This is a genomic window from Oceanibaculum sp. (assembly GCF_022449305.1).
In the GTDB taxonomy this organism is placed as follows: domain Bacteria; phylum Pseudomonadota; class Alphaproteobacteria; order Oceanibaculales; family Oceanibaculaceae; genus Oceanibaculum; species Oceanibaculum indicum.
Window position 1 is genome coordinate 17,441 of record NZ_JAKUSO010000011.1, and the last position, 19,128, is coordinate 36,568.

Annotated in this window: 14 protein-coding genes; 2 read left to right on the plus strand and 12 right to left on the minus strand. The window is 66.8% G+C overall.

Translation table 11 applies throughout. The features are described from left to right. Positions 1-7 precede the first annotated feature (7 nt). From MK313_RS05640 to MK313_RS05650, 3 genes are all read right to left on the minus strand, one after another. Positions 8-964 carry an acetyl-CoA carboxylase carboxyltransferase subunit alpha gene (locus MK313_RS05640; protein ID WP_008945922.1) on the minus strand — a complete coding sequence of 319 codons (957 nt, stop codon included), beginning with the start codon at positions 962-964 and terminating at the stop codon, positions 8-10. 83 nt (positions 965-1,047) lie between these two features. Then, positions 1,048-2,454, minus strand: coding sequence for an MATE family efflux transporter (locus MK313_RS05645; protein ID WP_287780413.1), 1,407 nt, complete (start codon positions 2,452-2,454; stop codon positions 1,048-1,050). A gap of 483 nt (positions 2,455-2,937) precedes the next feature. Next, positions 2,938-3,705: an MOSC domain-containing protein gene (locus MK313_RS05650; RefSeq protein WP_287780414.1), complete on the minus strand. Its 768-nt coding sequence runs from the start codon at positions 3,703-3,705 to the stop codon at positions 2,938-2,940. 210 nt (positions 3,706-3,915) lie between these two features. On the opposite strand from MK313_RS05650, the gene clpB reads away from it, so the two are divergent. Then, positions 3,916-6,513 (plus strand): ATP-dependent chaperone ClpB, encoded by a 2,598-nt coding sequence (clpB, locus tag MK313_RS05655; RefSeq protein ID WP_287780415.1) that lies wholly within the window; start codon positions 3,916-3,918, stop codon positions 6,511-6,513. A gap of 258 nt (positions 6,514-6,771) precedes the next feature. Here the strand turns inward: clpB and MK313_RS05660 are convergent, their stop codons facing one another. The 8 genes from MK313_RS05660 to ptsP form a co-directional block, all read right to left on the minus strand. After that, positions 6,772-7,629, minus strand: a complete 858-nt coding sequence (locus MK313_RS05660) for a DUF4167 domain-containing protein (protein ID WP_287780416.1) — start codon at positions 7,627-7,629, stop codon at positions 6,772-6,774. A gap of 229 nt (positions 7,630-7,858) precedes the next feature. After that, a complete protein-coding gene (gene prmC, locus MK313_RS05665; RefSeq protein WP_287780417.1) occupies positions 7,859-8,713 on the minus strand; it encodes a peptide chain release factor N(5)-glutamine methyltransferase in 855 nt (284 codons plus the stop codon). Beyond that, positions 8,710-9,786: a peptide chain release factor 1 gene (gene prfA / locus MK313_RS05670; RefSeq protein ID WP_287780418.1), complete on the minus strand. Its 1,077-nt coding sequence runs from the start codon at positions 9,784-9,786 to the stop codon at positions 8,710-8,712. Before prfA ends, prmC begins: the two co-directional genes overlap by 4 nt. Positions 9,787-9,790: 4 nt before the next feature. Further along, positions 9,791-11,083 carry a glutamyl-tRNA reductase gene (gene hemA, locus MK313_RS05675; RefSeq protein WP_287780419.1) on the minus strand — a complete coding sequence of 431 codons (1,293 nt, stop codon included), beginning with the start codon at positions 11,081-11,083 and terminating at the stop codon, positions 9,791-9,793. Positions 11,084-11,098: 15 nt separating this feature from the next. Next, positions 11,099-12,343 (minus strand): histidine--tRNA ligase, encoded by a 1,245-nt coding sequence (gene hisS / locus MK313_RS05680; protein WP_287780420.1) that lies wholly within the window; start codon positions 12,341-12,343, stop codon positions 11,099-11,101. Positions 12,344-12,370: 27 nt separating this feature from the next. After that, a complete protein-coding gene (gene ispG, locus MK313_RS05685) occupies positions 12,371-13,501 on the minus strand; it encodes a flavodoxin-dependent (E)-4-hydroxy-3-methylbut-2-enyl-diphosphate synthase (protein WP_121219346.1) in 1,131 nt (376 codons plus the stop codon). A 278-nt stretch (positions 13,502-13,779) separates the two neighbouring features. Continuing rightward, positions 13,780-15,210, minus strand: coding sequence for a helix-turn-helix domain-containing protein (locus tag MK313_RS05690; RefSeq protein WP_121219345.1), 1,431 nt, complete (start codon positions 15,208-15,210; stop codon positions 13,780-13,782). Between the two features lie 251 nt (positions 15,211-15,461). Next, positions 15,462-17,696: a phosphoenolpyruvate--protein phosphotransferase gene (gene ptsP / locus MK313_RS05695; RefSeq protein WP_121219343.1), complete on the minus strand. Its 2,235-nt coding sequence runs from the start codon at positions 17,694-17,696 to the stop codon at positions 15,462-15,464. A 29-nt stretch (positions 17,697-17,725) separates the two neighbouring features. On the opposite strand from ptsP, the gene MK313_RS05700 reads away from it, so the two are divergent. Beyond that, the gene (locus MK313_RS05700; protein ID WP_220660243.1) at positions 17,726-17,887 is read left to right on the plus strand and encodes a hypothetical protein; all 162 of its coding nucleotides are present in this window, start codon (positions 17,726-17,728) and stop codon (positions 17,885-17,887) included. Here the strand turns inward: MK313_RS05700 and MK313_RS05705 are convergent. Further along, positions 17,866-19,086 (minus strand): aspartate kinase, encoded by a 1,221-nt coding sequence (locus MK313_RS05705; protein WP_008945477.1) that lies wholly within the window; start codon positions 19,084-19,086, stop codon positions 17,866-17,868. The genes MK313_RS05700 and MK313_RS05705 overlap by 22 nt on opposite strands. Between the last annotated feature and the right edge of the window lie 42 nt (positions 19,087-19,128).

Here is a 19,128-nt window from a genome sequence, read left to right on the forward strand (position 1 = left end):
ATAACGGTCAGGACAGGCCGATCTTGCCCATGGCGAGGAACTTCTCGCGGCGCTTCGCCTTCAGTTCCTTGCCGTCCAGCGGCAGCAGCGTCTTCAGCGCCTTCTCCACGGCGTCGCCCAGCGCGGTCAGCGCGTCGCCCGGCCGGCGATGCGCGCCGCCCACCGGCTCGGCCACGATCTCGTCGATGACGTCGAGCTTGTGAAGGTCCTGCGCGGTCAGCCGCAGCGCCTCGGCGGCGACCTGAGACTGGTCGGAGCTGCGCCACAGGATCGAGGCGCAGCCTTCCGGCGAGATCACCGAATAGACCGAATGCTCGAACATGATGACATGGTCGGCGGCGGCCAGCGCGATGGCGCCGCCGGAGCCGCCCTCGCCGACGATGCAGGCGATCACCGGCACCTTCACGGCAAGGCAGGCCTCGATGGAGCGGGCAATCGCCTCGGCCTGGCCGCGCTCCTCGGCACCGACGCCGGGATAGGCACCCGCCGTATCGATGAAGGTGACGATCGGCAGGCCGAACCGGTCGGCCAGCTCCATCAGCCGGCGCGCCTTGCGGTAGCCCTCGGGCTTCGCCATGCCGAAATTATGGCGCACCCGTTCCTCGGTGGTCGCGCCCTTCTCCATCCCCATGACGACGACGGAATGGCCGCGGAACCGCCCCAGGCCGCCCGGCAGCGCCGCATCCTCGGCGAAGTTCCGGTCGCCGGCCAGCGGCGTGAATTCCTCGATCAGGTGCGAGACGATGTTCTTGAAGCGCGGCCGGTCCTGATGGCGGGCGACCTGCACCTTCTGCCAGGGAGTGAGCTTCTGGTAGGTGGTCAACAGCAGACGCTCGACCTTGCCTTCCAGCCGGGCCACTTCCTCGGCGATGTTGATCTCACTGCCGCCGGACAGGTGCCGAAGCTCCTCGATCTTGCCTTCGACCTCGGCAATCGGCTTCTCGAAATCCAGAAAACTGCGCATGCGCCCCAGGGACCTGTTGTGTCGCGAAGTCGGCGGCACCATACCGGCGCCGCCGTCTCGGCACAAGTCGGGGGTTTATCCCGCTAGAGTCTGGACCGCGCGAAAAAGCGCAGGGTCAGCGCCACCGCGACACTGGCCAGGCCGATCACGAAACCCAGCCACACGCCATAGACACCGCCCCAGCCCGGCGCGATATCGACCCAGTAGCCCAGCACCACCGCACCGGTGAAGCCCAGCCCCCAATAGCCGGCAATCGCATAGGCCATCGGCACAGCGGTATCGCGCAGGCCGCGCAGTGCTCCCAGCGCGATGGTCTGGGTGGCATCGAACAGCTGGAACCAGGCCGCGATCAGCAACAGCCGCACCGCGATCTCGATGACCGGCACATTCTCCGCCAGCTTATGATCGAGGAACAGGCCGGCGATGAAATCCCCCGCCAGCCAGAAGCCAAGCGCCGCCAGCGCCGCATAGCCGAGGCCCAGCGACAGCGAGATCACACCTGCCCGTCGCACGCCCGGCCGGTTGCCGGCCCCGACCGCCAGCCCGACACGGATCGTCGTCGCCTGCGACAGGCCATAGGGCACCATGAAGCTGAGCGCCGCGCATTGCAGGGCGATGGCGTGTGCCGCCAGCGCCTGGATGCTGATGGCGCCGATCAGGAAGCTGGCAGCCGAGAACAGCCCGACCTCGGCCAGGTTGGTCAGACCGCTGGGCACGCCGATGCGGAAGATGGTGACGAAACGCGACCAGTCCGGCCGCCACCAGCGCGCCAGGATGCGGTAGCGCCGCAGCCGCCGGTTGGTCAGGCAATAGGCCAGCAGCACGGTGAACATGGCGATGTTCACCAGCACGGAGCTGACCGCCGCCCCCACCAGCTCCAGCCTCGGAAAGCCGAAATTGCCGAACATCAGCGTGTAATTGCCGAGGATGTTCAGGAAGAAGCCGGTGGTGGAGCTGATCAGCACCAGATGCGCCTTGCCATGCGATGCGACCAGGATGCGCAGGGGAATCAGCCACAGGACGAAGGGAATCGCGATCAGCGAAACATGCAGATAGCTCTCCGCCAGCGTCACCGCCTCCGGCTGCTGGCCCAGCAGCGACATGATCGGCGCCGAGAACAGCAGCAGGAAGAAATAGGGCACCGACAGCGCGGCCCCGGCCCAGAAGCCCTGGCGTACGCTGCGCCGGACATTGCGGAACTGCCGCGCCCCCAGCGCCTGCGAGATCATCGGCGCGACGGCGGCCAGAATCCCCATGCCCAGGAAAAACAGCGGAAACATGTAGTTGGTCGCCAGCGTGCCGGCGGCCAGCATTTCCGGCCCCAGCCAGCCGGTCATCACCACGTCGGTGGTGTTGATCGCCATCTGGGCGAGCTGCGCCAGGATCAGCGGCAGCGCCAGCTTCAGCGTGGCGCGGGTCTCATCCCAGTTGGGCCGGCCGCTCTCGACGGGCGGGCGGGTGTCTTTCAGAAGACTGGCGGCGACGGACATTCTTCATTCCTCCGCCGAGAGGGCCGGACAGACGGGGCGCTGGATTTTGGCGGCAAATAGCCTGGCAGAAATAAAAAAGCGCGCCTTCGTCAGGGTCCGGCGCGCTCGGCTGTTCTTATTTCAGCGTTGGATTATGGCGCGCGGCGGGCGGACTCGTCCCGGGATTCCGACGGAATTCCCGCGAGAGAGACAGCCTCGATCCTGATGAAGGTGCGTTTTGCCATAATGATCCTGTCCTACCCGCCCCTCGCCGCCCGGTCAAGCCGGGAAGTTGCAGAGATGAGGATGCCGGTGATTACGCACCGGCATCACCCCATTTTTCTTCCCGTCACCCCCGCACTTGTTGCCCATGGGCGCATCGGGGGTCCAGGCTTCCGCTTGCTGGATCGTCTGTCGAGTAAACTGAACCCTGGATTCCCGGCACAAGGCCGGGAATGGCAGTCAGAGGAGGGGGTTAGCGGCAGAGAATGAGGCCTTACTTGCTCAGGAAACCGTCAGCGTGTCGCCGGTCCGCACGGTGCCCGGCACTGTCACCTGCAGATAGACACCCATGTCGAAATGGCCGAAGCCCCGGCGCAGCGCCAGCGGCAAATTGGCGTCACGCTCCGCCGTCTGCGGGTTCACATTGGTGGCGGCACAGCGACCGATGCGCTTGTAGAGTTTCAGCCCAACCTTGCCCAGCTGGACTTTCGTCTCCTCGGTCCAGCCGAATTCCGCCCAGGCCGGCAGCCCCTCGATATAGAGATTGCCGCGGAACCGGATGGGATCGACCGGATGGCCGGTCACCCGCTCCAGATCGCGGATGCTGGCGAGGTTGATGAGCGACAGCTTGCCATCGAGGGAATCGGTGAAGGCATCCTCTTTCGCCTCGATCAACCGCAGCGCTCCACGCACCTCGCCGGCCAGATAGGCACGCAGGAAATCCTCGACGATGGTCCGGCCCAGCGGGGTGGTGATGTCGGCGCGCGCCACCTGCCGGCCGTCGCGCCTCAGCGTCAGATGCCCGGTCTCCGGCTCGAAAGCCGCCTCGATACCGGCCAGCTTGGCGCAATTAACCAGCGTGACGAAATTGGCCTTCGGCGCCCAGCCGCCATCCGGCGGCAGATCGGTGGTGGAGCCGTGGGCGATGGCGAAGCGCCGGTCATGCGGCAGCGCCTTGCCGACCGACAGGGCGGCGGATTCGAGGTCATGCGCGCTCATCCCCTTCACGGGGTAGCGGCACAGGCGGGCAAGGGTTGGCGAATCGGACATGCTTCACTCTCTAAACCTATAGGGTGCCCTGTCAACGCGCGATTCCAGCCACTTATTCACGCACCCGCCTCTTGTGTGACACAAAGGACACGCCATCTCTAGCACAGAGCATGGATCCTCTTCCGATGCGGCCGCCGCCAGGCGGGGCCGCGCCCTCGGAAATGGCCTTACGGGCAGCACGGATCGATGTGTCGCAAAAGGAGAAATCGCATGGACATCGAGAAATTCACCGAACGGTCGAAGGGCTTCCTGCAGTCGGCCCAGACCATGGCGCTGACACGCGGCCATCAGCGGCTGATGCCGGAACATCTGCTGAAGGTGCTGCTGGACGATGCGGAAGGGCTGGCCGCCAACCTGATCCGCGCTTCGGGCGGCGACCCCGCCAAGGCGCTGGCCACCACCGACGCGGTGCTGGAGAAGCTGCCGCGCGTCGAGGGCAGTGGCGCCGGGCAGGTCTATCTCTCGCCGGAGCTGGCGCGCATCCTCGACCAGGCAACCAAGATCGCCGAGAAGGCGGGCGACAAGTTCGTCACCGCCGAGCGGCTGCTGCTGGCGCTCGCCATGGCCGACGGCACGGATGCCGGCAAGGCCCTGAAGGAGGCTGGCCTCACCCCGCAGAAGCTGAACGAGGCGATCAACGATGTCCGCAAGGGCCGTACCGCCGATACCGCGACCGCCGAACAGGGCTATGACGCGCTGAAGCGCTATGCCCGCGACCTGACGGCCGCCGCGCGCGAAGGCAAGATCGACCCGGTGATCGGCCGCGACGAGGAAATCCGCCGCACCATCCAGGTGCTGTCGCGCCGCACCAAGAACAATCCCGTGCTGATCGGCGAGCCTGGCGTCGGCAAGACCGCCATCGTCGAGGGGCTGGCCCAGCGCATCGTCAATGGCGACGTGCCGGAGACGCTGAAGAACCGCCGGCTGCTGTCGCTCGATCTGGGCGCGCTGATCGCCGGCGCCAAGTTCCGTGGCGAGTTCGAGGAACGGCTGAAGGCTGTGCTGAGCGAGATCGCCTCGGCGGCCGGCGAGATCATCCTTTTCATCGACGAGATGCACACGCTTGTGGGTGCGGGCAAGGCGGATGGAGCGATGGACGCCTCCAACATGCTGAAGCCGGCGCTGGCGCGCGGCGAACTGCATTGCGTCGGCGCCACCACGCTGGACGAATACCGAAAGCATGTGGAGAAGGACGCCGCCCTGGCGCGGCGCTTCCAGCCGGTCTTCGTGTCCGAACCGTCGGTGCCGGAGACCATCTCCATCCTGCGCGGGCTGAAGGAGAAGTACGAGCTGCATCACGGCGTGCGCATCACCGACAGCGCCATCGTCGCGGCGGCGCAGCTGTCCAACCGCTACATCACCGACCGCTTCCTGCCCGACAAGGCGATCGACCTGGTGGACGAGGCCGGCAGCCGGCTGCGCATGCAGGTGGATTCGAAGCCCGAGGAGATCGACGAGCTGGACCGCAAGATCATCCAGCTGAAGATCGAGCGTGAGGCGCTGAAGAAGGAGAGTGATTCCGCGTCGCGCGACCGGCTGGAGAAGCTGGAGGTCGAGCTGTCCGAGCTGGAGAGCGAGAGCGCCGACCTGACCGCGCAGTGGCAGAGCGAGAAGGAAAGCCTGTCCGCTGGCCAGAAGCTGAAGGAACAGCTGGACCAGGCCCGCACCGAGCTGGAGATCGCGCAGCGGCGCGGTGAGCTGCAGCGTGCCGGCGAGCTGATGTATGGCGTCATCCCCGAGCTGGAGCGCAAGCTGAAGGGTGCCGAGGATGACGGCAGCCATCACATGCTGAAGGAGGAGGTGACGGCGGAGGAGATCGCGCAGATCGTCTCGCGCTGGACCGGCATCCCCGTCGACAAGATGATGGAGGGCGAACGCGAGAAGCTGCTGACCATGGAAGGCAAGCTGCGCCAGCGCGTGATCGGCCAGGACCCGGCCATCATTGCCGTCTCCAACGCCATCCGCCGTGCCCGCGCCGGGCTGCAGGACCCGAACCGGCCGATCGGTTCCTTCCTGTTCCTCGGCCCCACGGGTGTGGGCAAGACGGAGCTGACGAAGGCGCTGGCAGAATTCCTGTTCGATGACGAGCAGGCGATGGTGCGCATCGACATGTCGGAATACATGGAGAAGCATGCCGTCAGCCGCCTGATCGGCGCGCCTCCCGGCTATGTCGGCTATGAGGAGGGCGGGGCGCTGACCGAGGCGGTGCGCCGCCGGCCCTATCAGGTGATCCTGTTCGACGAGGTCGAGAAGGCCCATCCCGACGTGTTCAACGTGCTGCTCCAGGTGCTGGACGATGGCCGCCTGACCGATGGTCAGGGCCGCACGGTGGATTTCCGCAACACGCTGATCATCATGACCTCGAATCTGGGGTCGGAGATGATGGCCGGCGATGCCAGCGGTGCCGATGTGGAGAGCATGCGGGCCGCCGTGATGGAGGTGGTGCGTGCCGCCTTCCGCCCGGAATTCCTGAACCGGCTGGACGATATCCTGCTGTTCCACAGGCTGACTCGGGAGAACATGACCGGCATTGTCGAGGTGCAGCTGGGCCGTCTGTACAAGCTGCTGGAAGACCGAAATATCGCGCTCGACCTGTCGGACGCGGCGAAGGTCTGGCTGGGCGATGCCGGCTACGACCCGGTCTATGGCGCCCGGCCGCTGAAGCGGGTGATCCAGCGCGAACTGCAGAATCCGCTGGCGACCATGATCCTGGAAGGATCGATCCATGATGGCGACCGGGTGAAGGTCGATGTCGAGGATGGGCTGCTGGCGATCAACGGCAAGCGCATCGTGGAGCAGGCCGCTTGAGACTGTTTTGCCTGACCTCAGGCCGTTTGCCGCAAAAGCAAACACCCCCGGGAGCAATCCCGGGGGTTTTTCTATTGCCTTGAGGCGACGCAAAAGCGTCTCGGTCCACTCCGTCCGTCACCCCCGCACTTGTTGCGGGGGTCCAGGCTTCCACTAGCTGGATATCAGTCGAGCAGGCTGAACCCTGGATTCCCGGGACAAGCCCGGGAATGACAGTCAGAAAAACTGATCGACCGAGAGACAGTCTGCACAGCCCGATCAGGCGGCGCCGCTTTCCTCTTCCACCGGCAAGGTGCCCTGCTCGGCATCGGCGCTGCGGACCCGGGGCGCGCGACGGCGGCGCACCGGCGCGGCCGGCTGCTCAGCATTATCGCCGGCTTCCGGTGCGGCGACAGCCTCCGGCGTCTCGGCATCGGCACTCCGCGACCGGCGCGGGCGGCGCAGCGGGCCACGGCGCGGCGCCGTATCCTCGTCCCCCTCGCCCTGCGCGCCGTTGGCCGGCGCACCGCCGCCAAGGCCCATCATGCGCTGCAGGCCATCAGCATCGTCCTCGTCGCGGTTTTCGTCACGGGACGGACGCGGACGGCGTTCACCCTGATGCGATGCCTGCCGACGCTCGCCCTGGCGATCAGCCTGGCGGTCGCCCTGACGATCAGACGAGCGACCGTCGGAATCGTCATCGCCCTGGCTCTCGTCCTGGGAATGCCGGTTCAGCATGACGACCTGGCCGTCGCTGTCCTCGTCGGAATTGTCGCCGGACTGCCGGTCATCGCGGAAGCGGTCGCGCGGCTCGTAATTGCGCTCGCCGCCCTGATTGCGATTGCCGTTATGGCGCTGCTGGTTTTCCTCATACTCCGCCTGCGCGGCCTCTTCGGCCTGGATGATGCGCAGATAATGCTCGGCATGCTGCAGCAGGTTCTCGGCCCGGATGCGGTCGCCCGCCGACGAGGCATCGCGCGCCAGCGCCATGTACTTCTCGTGCACCTGATAGGCGGTGCCCCGGATACGGACCTCGGGACCGTTACTGTCGTACGTATGGTTCCGGGGAGAGGAATGCGGCTTGCGCCCGCCGTTGCCGCGCCCACGGGAGCGCTTCTGATGAGGACCTTGTCTCATGGCACCATTCTACACGTTGTAATGGGCGTCAAACGCCGGGCCGGCAGCACAAAAGGTGCGTCTCAACGGGACGAACCACCGATATTCGGGAGAGCTAGGCTTGGCGTTCTTCAACGCTGGGCCGCCGGGCGTTCAGCCGCGTTCAACCTAGTCGCTAATTCCGCCCTGTCCAACATTTTTTTACGTTTTGGCCCGCAAATTTGTCAGTGTCGATTACCAGCGGGCAGCGTTAACCATTTACCGCAACCAGTTCCAGGCACCTGACGATCCCGGCAAGGTCGGCATGGGCCGTGTGGCGTTGCAGCCCGCAGGACGCCGCGATCTCCGCCACATCCTTCTCCTGGCCCTGCCCCAGTTCCAGAAACACATGCCCCTGCGGCGCCAGCAGGCGCGCCGCATGCGACATCAGCGCACGATAGGCGTCCAGCCCGTCCGCCCCGCCGGCCAGCGCCAGCAGCGGGTCATGCCGCGCCACTTCGGGCGCCAGCGCCGGCACCACTTCCGCCTCGATATAGGGCGGGTTGGACAGGATGATGTCGAAGGCACCCTCAAGCCCCTGCCCCCAGTCGCCGGTGCGGAAAGCGGCGCGGGATGAAAGGCCGAGATCGGCGGCATTGGCGCTGGCCGTGGCCACCGCGTCCTCCGCCTTGTCGATGCCGAGGCCGCTGGCGGCGGGATATTCCGACAGCACCGCCAGCAGCAGGCAACCGGTGCCGGTGCCGAAATCCAGCACGCGCAGGGGAGCGTTACGGTCCGGGAAGGCCTTCAGCACCGCCTCCACCAGCGTCTCGCTGTCCGGGCGGGGATCGAGCGTTGCCGGCGACAGGCGGAAGCTGAGGCCCCAGAATTCCCGCCGTCCCAGAATCCGCGAGACCGGCAGCCGGTCCGCGCGCGCCGCCACGAACCGCTCGAAGCGATCGGCCACCGCTTGCGGCACCTCCGTCTGCGGCTCCAGGATCAGCCGGTGGGCCTCTACTCCCAGCGCCTCGGCCAGCAGCAGGCGGGCATCGCGCCGTGCCTCCTCGACCCCGGCGGCCTCCAGCCGTACGGCAGCATCGCGCAGCAGGTCGGCAGCGATCGTCACGTCAGCTCGGCCAGCCGCTCGGCCTGATCCTCGGCGGTCAACGCGTCGATCACCTCGTCCAGCGCCTCGCCCAGCATCACCTTCTCGATCTTGTGCAGGGTCAGGCCGATGCGGTGATCGGTAACGCGCCCCTGCGGGAAATTATAGGTGCGGATGCGCTCCGACCGGTCGCCGGATCCGACCTGGCTCTTGCGCGCGGCGGAGCGTTCGGCGTCCAGCTTGCCGCGCTCCAGGTCGTACAGGCGGGACAGCAGGATCTTCATCGCCTTCTGCTTGTTGCGCAGCTGCGATTTCTCGTCCTGCTGGCTGACCACCAGCCCGGTCGGCAGATGGGTGATGCGCACCGCGCTGTCGGTCGTGTTCACCGACTGGCCGCCCGGCCCGCTGGCGCGGAATACGTCGATGCGCAGATCCTTGTCCTCGACATGGACGTCCACCTCCTCCGCCTCCGGCAGCACGGCGACCGTGGCGGCGGAGGTATGGATGCGGCCCTGATTTTCGGTCGCCGGCACGCGCTGCACCCGATGCACGCCGGACTCGTACTTCAGCCGGGCGAACACATTGGCCCCGGTGATGGTGGCGATGCCTTCCTTCATCCCGCCGACATCGTTCTCCGAGACTTCCATCACCTCGAAGCGCCAGCCATGCAGCGCGGCATAGCGGCGGTACATCTCGAACAGCTCGGCGGCGAACAGCCCGGCCTCGTCGCCGCCGGTGCCGGCGCGCACTTCCAGGATGGCGTTCTTCTCGTCCGCCTCGTCCTTCGGCAGCAGCGCGATCTTCACCGCCTGCTCCAGCTCCGTCAGCCGGTCCTCCAGGAGGGCCAGCTCCTCCTCGGCCATCGCTTTCATTTCCGCATCGGTCGAAGGGTCGGCCAGCAGCTGGACCAACCCATCGCGCTCCGCCTCGCCGGCACGCAGGGCGTTGATGCTCTCGACCACCGCTTCCAGCTCGGCATATTCCTTGGACATGCGCTGAAAGCGCTGCGCATCCATCGGCTCGCCCGATGACAGCATCGCCCGCAGCTCGTCATGCCGGGCGACCACGCGGTCCAGTTTGTGGCTAAGGTCCACCGACCTACTCCTCGTTCTTCGTATCGTCAGGCATCTCGTCAGGCGGTGCGTCCGGAAACAGCCGCCGCAACAGCGACTCGGACGCCGCCTGTTCTTCTCCTGTCACGGCCATCCGGCGCAACTCCTCCATCGGCCTGTGCAGCAGCCGGTTCACCAGCAGTTGCGTCGCCCGGTCGAGCGCCGGCCTTGCCGGATCATCCGGCGGCAGTTCCGCCAGCACCGCCTGCCGTGCCGCCTCGAACCCCGCCCGCAGCGCTACCAGCGCCGGTACTGCATCACGTTCGGCCTGGCGCTGCCGGAAGCCCGCCAGCTCCGCCTCCAGGATCGCCCAGGCGGCCCCGGCCTCGGCCTCGCGCCCGGCACGGCCTTGCAGCGCCACCTGCTCCAGCTCGTCCAGATCGTAGAGGAAGGCGTCATCCAGCCGGTTCACCGCCGGCTCGATATCGCCCGGCACCGCCAGATCGACCAGGAAGACCGGCCGCCGCCGGCGCCGCCGCAACGCCCCCTCGACCATATCGGCGCTCAGCATATAGCGCCCTTCGCCCTGACACGCCACGACGATATCGGCCTCGGCCAGCCGGTCCGGCAATTCCTCCAGCAGCGCATAATGGCAGCCCAGTCGCCGGGCCAGCGACTCAGCCCGCCGCGCGGTCCGGGCGACCACCATGGCATCGCCCAGCCCAGACGATAGTAGCTGCTGCATCAGGAACTCGCCCATATCGCCGGCACCGATCAGCAGCGCCCGGCAGCGCGACAAATCGCCCTGGACGTCGCGGGCCAGCTGACAGGCGGCAGCAGCCAGCGAGACCGGGCGCTGGCCGATTGCGGTCTCCGTCCGCACCCGCTTTGCCGCCTGATAGGCGGCCTGCAGGATGGGTTCCAGTACCGGGCCGACCCGCCCGGCATCGCGCGCCAGCCGGTGCACCGCCTTCACCTGGCCCAGCACCTGCGGCTCGCCAATCACCTCGCTGTCCAGCGAGGATGCGACCGCGAAGGCGTGGCGCAGCGCGGCCTCGCCGGTTTCCAGAAAGCGCTGGGGCAGCAGTGTGCGCGGGTCCAGCCCCGCGCTTTCCGCCAGCACGTCGAAAGCAGCCTCACCCAGCTGCGGCGTCGGGCCGACACCCCAGACTTCGACGCGGTCACAGGTGCACAGCACCATCGCCTCGGCCAGGCCGGCCGCCTGCAGCCGGTCGAGCAGGGCCGGCACCGCCTCATCCTCGACATAGAGGCGCTCGCGCAGTTCCACGGGCCCGGTGCGGCGGTTGACGCCAGCGACGGTGAAGAGGGTGGCGGTCATCGCGCCGCCCGCGCCCTAACGCAAGCTGGAAAGGCGATCCGCGAGCTGCTCCAGGGGAACTTCCACCTGCTCGCCGCTGTCCAGATCGCGCAGCGTGGCGGCCTGGCGGGCAAGCTCGCTCTCGCCGATCAGGATGGCCGCGCGGGCGTTCAGCTTGTTGGCGCGTTTCATCCGCTTGCCGACATTGCCGCCATAGCCGAATTCCACCACATGGCCGGCGCGCCGCAGCCGGTCGGCCAGCGCCAGCGCCGCCGGTTCCTCCGCCGCGCTCACCGGAATGATGGCGACGGGACGCGGTGCTTCCGGCGTTTCCGCCAGCAGCAGCGCCAGCCGCTCGATACCGGCTGCCCAGCCGATGCCCGGCGTCTCCGGCCCGCCCATCATGCCGACCAGCCCGTCATAGCGCCCGCCGGCCATCACCGTGCCCTGCGCGCCCAGCGCCTCGGTCACGAACTCGAAGGCGGTATGGGTGTAATAGTCGAGGCCGCGCACCAGCCGGGGATTGACGTTGTAGGGGATGCCCAGCGCCTCCAGCCCTGCCTTCACCGCACCGAAGAAATCCTGCGAGGCCTGGTTCAGGTATTCGGCGAAGACCGGCGCATCGGCGACCAGCCTGCGGTCGCCCTCATCCTTGGAATCGAGGATGCGCAACGGATTGCGATGCAGCCTCTCGCGGCTGTCCGCCGATAGTTTATCGAGATGATCCTGGAAATAGGCGACCAGCACCTTGCGGTAGGCATCGCGGCTTTCCGGGTCGCCCAGCGTGTTCAGCTCCAGCGTCGTGCGGTCCCACACGCCAAGCCCGTCGAGGATGTGCTGGCCCAGCGCCAGCACCTCGACATCGGCCTGCGGTCCCGGCACGCCCAGCAGCTCCACGCCGATCTGGTGGAACTGGCGCAGCCGCCCCTTCTGCGGCCGTTCGTAGCGGAACATCGGCCCGGCATAGAAATATTTCAGCGGCAGATGCTGCGACAGCCCGTTGGAGATCAGCGCGCGCGCCACGCCGGCAGTGCCTTCCGGGCGCAGCGTCACCTGTTCGCCGCCCTTGTCGGTGAAGGTGTACATCTCCTTCGTGACGATGTCGGAGGTGTCGCCCAGCGTGCGCTGGAACACTTCCGTGAATTCGAAGATCGGCGTGGCGATGGGCGCGAAGCCATAGAGCGACGCGGTCTCGCGGGCGATATCGATGACGCGGGCGTGCCGGCGGAAATCCTCCGGCAAAAGATCGTGGGTGCCGCGGGCCGGCTGCAGGGAAGCCACGCTGTTCAGTCTCCTGGACGGGAAAATCTACTCTGCGGCGGTCGGCTGCGCCGGCTGCTGGCCGGCGGCGTCGATCTCCGCCGCCTTCTTCTCAATCAGCGCGACCAGATGGTCAACGATATTCGAATCCTTCAGCCGATGGTCGGGCAGGCCGTTCACATAGACCTGGTGCGTGCCATTGCCGCCACCGGTGAAGCCGATATCGGTCTCGCGCGCCTCCCCCGGCCCGTTCACCACGCAGCCGATGACGGAAACGGTCATCGGCGTGGTGATGTGGGCCAGCCGCTCCTCCAGCACCTCGACGGTCTTGATGACCTGGAATTGCTGACGCGCGCAGGACGGGCAGGAGATCACGGTGACGCCGCGCCGGCGCAGGCCCAGCGACTTCAATATGTCGTAGCCGACCTTCACCTCCTCGACAGGATCGGCCGAGAGCGACACGCGGATCGTGTCGCCGATACCGGCCCACAGCAGCGCGCCGAGGCCGATGGAGGATTTGATGGTGCCGGCGCGAAGACCGCCGGCCTCGGTGATGCCCAGATGCAGCGGGTAGTCGCAGGCGTCGGCCAGCCCCTGATAGGCGGCGACGGCCAGGAACACATCGGACGCCTTCACGCTGATCTTGAATTCGCGGAAATCGTTGTCTTCCAGGATGCGGGCATGGTCGAGCGCGCTTTCCACCATCGCGTCGGGGCAAGGCTCGCCATATTTCTCCAGCAGATGCTTCTCCAGGCTGCCGGCATTTACGCCGATGCGCATGGAGCAGCCATGATCCTTGGCCGCCTGCACCACCTCGCGCACCCGCGCGGCCGAGCCGATATTGCCGGGGTTGATGCGCAGGCAGGCCGCGCCCGCCTCCGCCGCCTCAATGGCGCGCTTATAGTGGAAATGGATGTCGGCAACGATCGGCACCGGGGAGGCGCGCACGATCTCCTTCAGCGCCTTCGTCGAGTCCTCGTCCGGGCAGGAGACGCGCACGATGTCCGCACCCGCCTCGGCGGCGGCCTGCACCTGCGCGATGGTCGCGGCCACATCGGGCGTCAGCGTGTTGGTCATGGTCTGCACACTGATCGGCGAATCGCCACCGACCGGCACGGAACCGACATGGATCAGCCGCGACTTGCGGCGGTGGATATCGCGATAGGGGCGAACGCTCATGCGTCGTCTCTCCCGTCCCGGACGGTTGGGTGAAACCAGTGCCTAGAGTGCGATCGCTTCAAATGCGATCCCTCAGTGATGCATTTGAAGCGTGAATCGCCCTCTATCCTTTTGATTAGAGGCGGATTCACGTTTGAGTCTGAATCAGACATCTGATGCAGACTCAAACGATCCGGCTCTAAGCTGCGCGTTCCGGCGCCCCGGATCAAGAGGCCGAACGATGAAAAGCCCGGAAACTGCCTTTAGACAAACTGCCTTTGGGCTGAACCCCGATTGGGCTATTGCCGCGCGTCGGCCCCGGACAGCAGCGCCTGCGGATCGAGCGCCACATCCCGGCGCACCGCCCCCAGCGGCCCCAGCGTCGGCGCCGGCTTGCCATCGACCAGGATTTCCAGCGCGCCGGCATTGCCGGTCAGCAGGGTCAGGCCGCTGCGATTCGGCACACGGTAGGTGTCGCCCTTGCGCAGGATGCGGGTGACCAGCGCATTCTCCCCCTCGCGGATCTGCAGCCAGACCTCGTCGGTCGCGTTCAGCACGATGCGCGGCCCGACGGTTGGGCTGGTGTCCGACCCGGTGCCGCCTGAACTGCCGGCAGAACCGGTGGCAGGAAGGCTGGCGACCGTCTGCGGCGCAGCAGGTGTTGGGGCTGGTGTCGGGGTGGGTGCCTGAGCGGCCGGCGCTGTGGATGCGGATGCAGCCGGGCGATCCCCACTTGTCGCCGTGTCATTGGACGCTGTATCGCGGGCGGCAAGGGCCGGGCCGGACGCCGCCGGCGCACCGGAAAGGCTCGACGGCTCGGGCGTCCGCTCTTCCTCGGCAGAAGGCGTGGGAGCAGAAGCGATGGGGTCGGACGTGCTGTTGCCAGAAGGCGCCTGCGGCGCAGAGACGATATCGGTCGCGGCCTGCGGCACGGGTTGCGACGGCGTGGCCTGAGCTGGCGCAGGAGCGGCTTGCCGAGGCGCGACCGGTACTACTGTCGCCGTCGAAGGCGCCGGCGCTGTGACAGGAGCTGGCGGCACGGCGGAAACCGGGACAGCCGGGGCCGGTTCGGAGACAACAGGAGCCGTAACGGCAGGCGCCGGCAGCGCGGAAGCTGCAGGCGCCGGCAGCGGCGGTTCCTCATCGCGCGTGATGGCGGCGACCGCCTGGCGGGCAGAGGGCTCCTCCACCGCAGCGGGAGCACCAGCCGTATCCGCCGCGCGACCGCCTTCCAGCAGGGCAACCAGCCGGTCCGGCACCGCTGGCACCAGTTCCGCTACACCCTTCTCGGTGACCGAAATGTAATACCAGCCGCCATAGGCCAGCAGCGCCACCAGCACCGAGACGAACAGGATGGCGCCGCCGGGAATACGGCCCTCGGGCGGCGGCGAGGGGAAGACCAGTTCCGTACGGCTCTTCAGCGCCGCCGTCTCGGCCTTGAATTCGTTGACCAGGCGGGGGGCGTCCAGCCCCACCAGCTCGGCATAGGCTCGCACGAAGCCGATCGCGTAGGTGCGGCCCGGCAGCGCGTCATAGCGTTCCGCCTCAATGGCTTCGAGATAGTTGCGGCGCACCCGCAGATAGCCGGCCACATCGTCCAGCGAATAGCCCGCACTCTCCCTGGCCTGCGCCAGCCGATAGCCGACACCGCGCGGCGTGTCCGCCGGCTTGGCCGCGCCGGACACTTCCTCGATCTCCAGGAAATTCAGACGGTTCTTGCTTTTCAGCATGTCGCCCTCAACGCTTACGCTTTCCCCACCCTGTCGCCTGACGTGTCACCGCCAGCGGCGCCGGCTCCTATGCACGGCGCGGACGGCCAGCCGCCACAACAAAATACCGCTGCCCCCCACAGGCAAGCGAAGCTTCTGGCCGTTCAGTCTTCGACGCAAGGTACGCCGTAACGAGAATCAAACAAAATCAATATTCTGGAGCATACACCAGAGATTAATTATTAGCAAACGCTACGCGCCTTTAGAAAATCCTACAAAACAACTCCATAATCTTTTGCGAATGAACGGAGTTTACGGCGCAGGGAATGATCGGGCTGATGCAGCAGCGTCAGGATGTAATCCTGGGCCTGCGCCAGATTCAGGCTGCGCACCATGCTCTTCACCGGGCCAATGCCCGCCGGGTTCATCGACAGGCGGCGGAAGCCCAGCGCCAGCAGCGCCATCGCGTCCAGCGGTCGGCCGGCCATCTCGCCGCACACGGTGATCGGCTTGCCGGCAGCGTCAGCCTTCTCCACGATCCCGCGCAGGAAGCACAGCATGGCCGGCGACAGGCAGTCATAGCGGTCGGCCAGCAGCGGACTGCCACGGTCGCTGGCGAAGAAGAACTGCAGCAGGTCGTTGCTGCCGACCGACAGGAAATCCACTCGCTGCAAAATCTGGTCGAGCTGCCAGAACAGCGACGGCACCTCGATCATCACGCCGACCGACAGGGGCTGCGGCAGCGGTCGTCCCGCCGCTTCCTCCCGCGCGATTTCCATATCCAGGACAGCGCGCGCCACATCGATCTCCGCGACCTCGGCCACCATCGGGAACATCACCGATAGCGGGCGCCCCGCAGCCGCGCGGATCATCGCGCGCAGCTGCTGGCGCAGCATCGCCGGCCGGTCGATGGAGATGCGCATGGCGCGCCAGCCCATCGCCGGGTTCTCGTCATCGTCATAGCTGAAATAGGGCAGCCGCTTGTCGCCGCCGACATCCAGCGTGCGGAACACCACCGGCCTGCCGCCGGCCCGTTCCAGCGCGCGGGAATAAATCTCCACCTGGCTCTTCAGGTCAGGATAGGCCGAGCGGATCATGAACGGGATTTCAGTGCGGTAGAGGCCGATGCCCGCCGCCCCGGCCTCCTCGACATGGGTGAGGTCGGCCAGCATGCCGGCATTCAGCAGCATCGCGATATCGACGCCATCCTTCGTGCGGGCCGGCAGGTCGCGCAGCGCGGCATAGCTCTGCATCTGCTGCTGGCGCGCACCCATCGCCGCCGCGAAATGCTCCAGAACATCCTCGCCGGGCCGCACCATGACGAGGCCGTTATCGCCATCGACAACGATCTGGTCGCCTGCCTCAACCCGGGTGACGATGCCCGAGACGCGGCCAACCACCGGAATGTCCAGCGCGCGGGCGACGATCGCGACGTGCGAGGTGATCGAGCCCTCCTCCAGCACCAGCGCCCGCAGGCTTGTGCGGTCATAGTCCAGCAGCTCCGCCGGCCCCATCGAGCGGGCGATCAGCACCACATCGGTGGGCGGCAGATCGACCAGCAGATCGACATCGCCCGACAGATGCTGGAGCAGCCGCATGGCGAGATCGTCGAGGTCCAGCAGCCGTTCGCGCAGATACGGATCGGTGATCTGCGACATGCGCGCGCGGGTGTCGTTCTGCACCTTCTGCACCGCCGCCTCGGCAGTGAGGCCGGTGCGGATCGCCTCGGCGATGCGGCCGATCCAGCCGCGATCCTCGGCGAACATGCGGTAGGATTCGAGAATGTCGCGGTGTTCGCCCGCCGCCACGTCGCTGTCCACCGCATCGATCATCCGGTCGATAGCCGACTGCATGCCGGCCAGCGCGGTGCGGAAGCGCACCAGCTCCTCCTCAGCATCCTCGGCCACCACGCGGCGGATGACGACCTGGCGTTGATGCAGGACCGCCTGGCCGATGGCCAGCCCGCCATTGATCTTCACCCCCTCCAGGCGCGAGGGCAGCATGGCGTTGCCTTCGGTCGAGAGCATCTCCGCCGGCTTGATCAGCTCACCGGTGGCAACCAGCTCCGCCAGCACCATGGCGATGGTTTCCAGATGCTCGGTCTCTTCCTCGGTATATTGCCGGCGCGTGCGGTTCTGCACGGCGAGCACGCCCAGCACCTTGCCGGAGCGCAGGATCGGCACGCCCATCAGCGAGGCAAACACCTCTTCGCCGGTTTCCGGCCGGTAGGCGAACTGCGGATGGGCCTGCGCGTCAGCCAGCGCCAGCGGGCGGGCATGCGCCGCGATATCGCCGACAAGGCCCTCGCCGATGCGCAGCCGCGTGCGGTGCACCGCCTCGGGATTCAGCCCCTCGGTCGCGAACAGTTCCAGCAGCTCGCCGGCGCGCCGGATATAGACCGAGCACACCTCGGCCACCATGTCGGCGGCAATGACCGTCACGACCTGTTCCAGGCGTTCCTGCGCACTGCCAGGCCCGGCCATGACATCGCGCAGCCGCTTCAACATCTGACGCGGCTGGGGACGTACGCTTGCAGGTGACATCAGCGAAGGATCCCGAGCCGGCCCGGCTTGAGGAGGTGTCGCGGGCCGCACCACATCATGGCGCCGCCGGCACGACGACGGGTCTGCCGATTGGCAGTCCCGGTCATCGCGATGGCGGCGGCATGGATCATGGTCAGGCGGCGTCCAGCCCGTAGGCGGTGTGCAGCGCGCGCAGCGCCAGCTCCGTATATTCCTCGTTGATCAGCACGCTGATCTTGATCTCCGAGGTGGAGATGACCTGGATGTTGATGCCGCGGTCGGCCAGCGTCTTGAACATGGTCTGGGCAACGCCGGCATGGCTGCGCATGCCCACACCGATGACCGAGATCTTCACGACATTCGGGTCCGGCGTGATCGCCTTGTAGGCCAGCTCAGCCTTGCGCGACTCCAGCACCTGCACGGTGCGGTCGAGATCCGCCTTGGTGACGGTGAAGGTAAGGTCGGTGGACTTGCCGTCCTCGGAGACGTTCTGGACGATCATATCGACATTGATCGCCGCATCGGCCAGCGGCCCGAAGATGCCCGCCGCGATGCCCGGCCGGTCGGCGACCTTCACCAGGGTGATCTTCGCCTCGTCCTTGGAATAGGCGATGCCGCTGACGACTTGCTGTTCCACGATCTCTCCCTCATCGACTACCAGGGTACCGGGGGCGTCCACGAAGCTGGACAGCACCTGCACCCGCACCCCGTGATTCATTGCCAGCTCGACCGAGCGGGTCTGCAGCACCTTCGCCCCGAGGGAGGCCATTTCCAGCATCTCCTCATAGGTGATCTTATCCAGCTTGCGCGCCTTCGTCACGATGCGCGGGTCGGTGGTATAGACCCCGTCCACATCGGTGAAGATGTCGCAGCGGTCGGCATTCAGCGCGGCGGCCAGCGCCACGGCGGAAGTGTCGGACCCGCCGCGTCCCAGTGTGGTGATGCGGTTATCCGGCCCCAGCCCCTGAAACCCGGCGACGACCGGAAACTGGCCGTCCTTCATGCGCTTGATGAGATCGTCGGTATCGATCCCCAGAATACGCGCCTTGCCATGCACGCCATCGGTGCGCAGCGGAATCTGCCAGCCGAGCCAGGAGCGCGCATTCACGCCGATCGCCTGCAGCGCCAGCGCGGTAAGGCCCGCGGTCACCTGCTCGCCCGAGGCGACGACAGCGTCATATTCGCGCGCGTCATGCATCGGCGCCGCCTCACGGGCATAGGCCACCAGCTTGTTGGTCTCGCCCGACATGGCGGAAACCACCACCGCCACCTCGTTGCCGGCATCGACCTCGCGCTTCACGCGCTCCGCCACCGCCTTGATGCGGGTCATGTCGGCGACGGACGTGCCGCCGAATTTCATCACGATACGCGCCATAACAGCCCCTTCGGCCAAGTCCCCGCGCCGATGCAACCCCCG

Bases quoted from the DNA above. Each gene is read 5' to 3' on its own strand.
- ptsP (WP_121219343.1), bottom strand. From the start codon at position 17,696: ATGTTGAAGCGGCTGCGCGATGTCATGGCCGGGCCTGGCAGTGCGCAG.
- ispG (WP_121219346.1), bottom strand. From the start codon at position 13,501: ATGAGCGTTCGCCCCTATCGCGATATCCACCGCCGCAAGTCGCGGCTG.
- MK313_RS05645 (WP_287780413.1), bottom strand. From the start codon at position 2,454: ATGTCCGTCGCCGCCAGTCTTCTGAAAGACACCCGCCCGCCCGTCGAG.
- MK313_RS05660 (WP_287780416.1), bottom strand. From the start codon at position 7,629: ATGAGACAAGGTCCTCATCAGAAGCGCTCCCGTGGGCGCGGCAACGGC.
- hemA (WP_287780419.1), bottom strand. From the start codon at position 11,083: ATGACCGCCACCCTCTTCACCGTCGCTGGCGTCAACCGCCGCACCGGG.
- MK313_RS05705 (WP_008945477.1), bottom strand. From the start codon at position 19,086: ATGGCGCGTATCGTGATGAAATTCGGCGGCACGTCCGTCGCCGACATG.
- MK313_RS05690 (WP_121219345.1), bottom strand. From the start codon at position 15,210: ATGCTGAAAAGCAAGAACCGTCTGAATTTCCTGGAGATCGAGGAAGTG.
- clpB (WP_287780415.1), top strand. From the start codon at position 3,916: ATGGACATCGAGAAATTCACCGAACGGTCGAAGGGCTTCCTGCAGTCG.
- MK313_RS05650 (WP_287780414.1), bottom strand. From the start codon at position 3,705: ATGTCCGATTCGCCAACCCTTGCCCGCCTGTGCCGCTACCCCGTGAAG.
- MK313_RS05640 (WP_008945922.1), bottom strand. From the start codon at position 964: ATGCGCAGTTTTCTGGATTTCGAGAAGCCGATTGCCGAGGTCGAAGGC.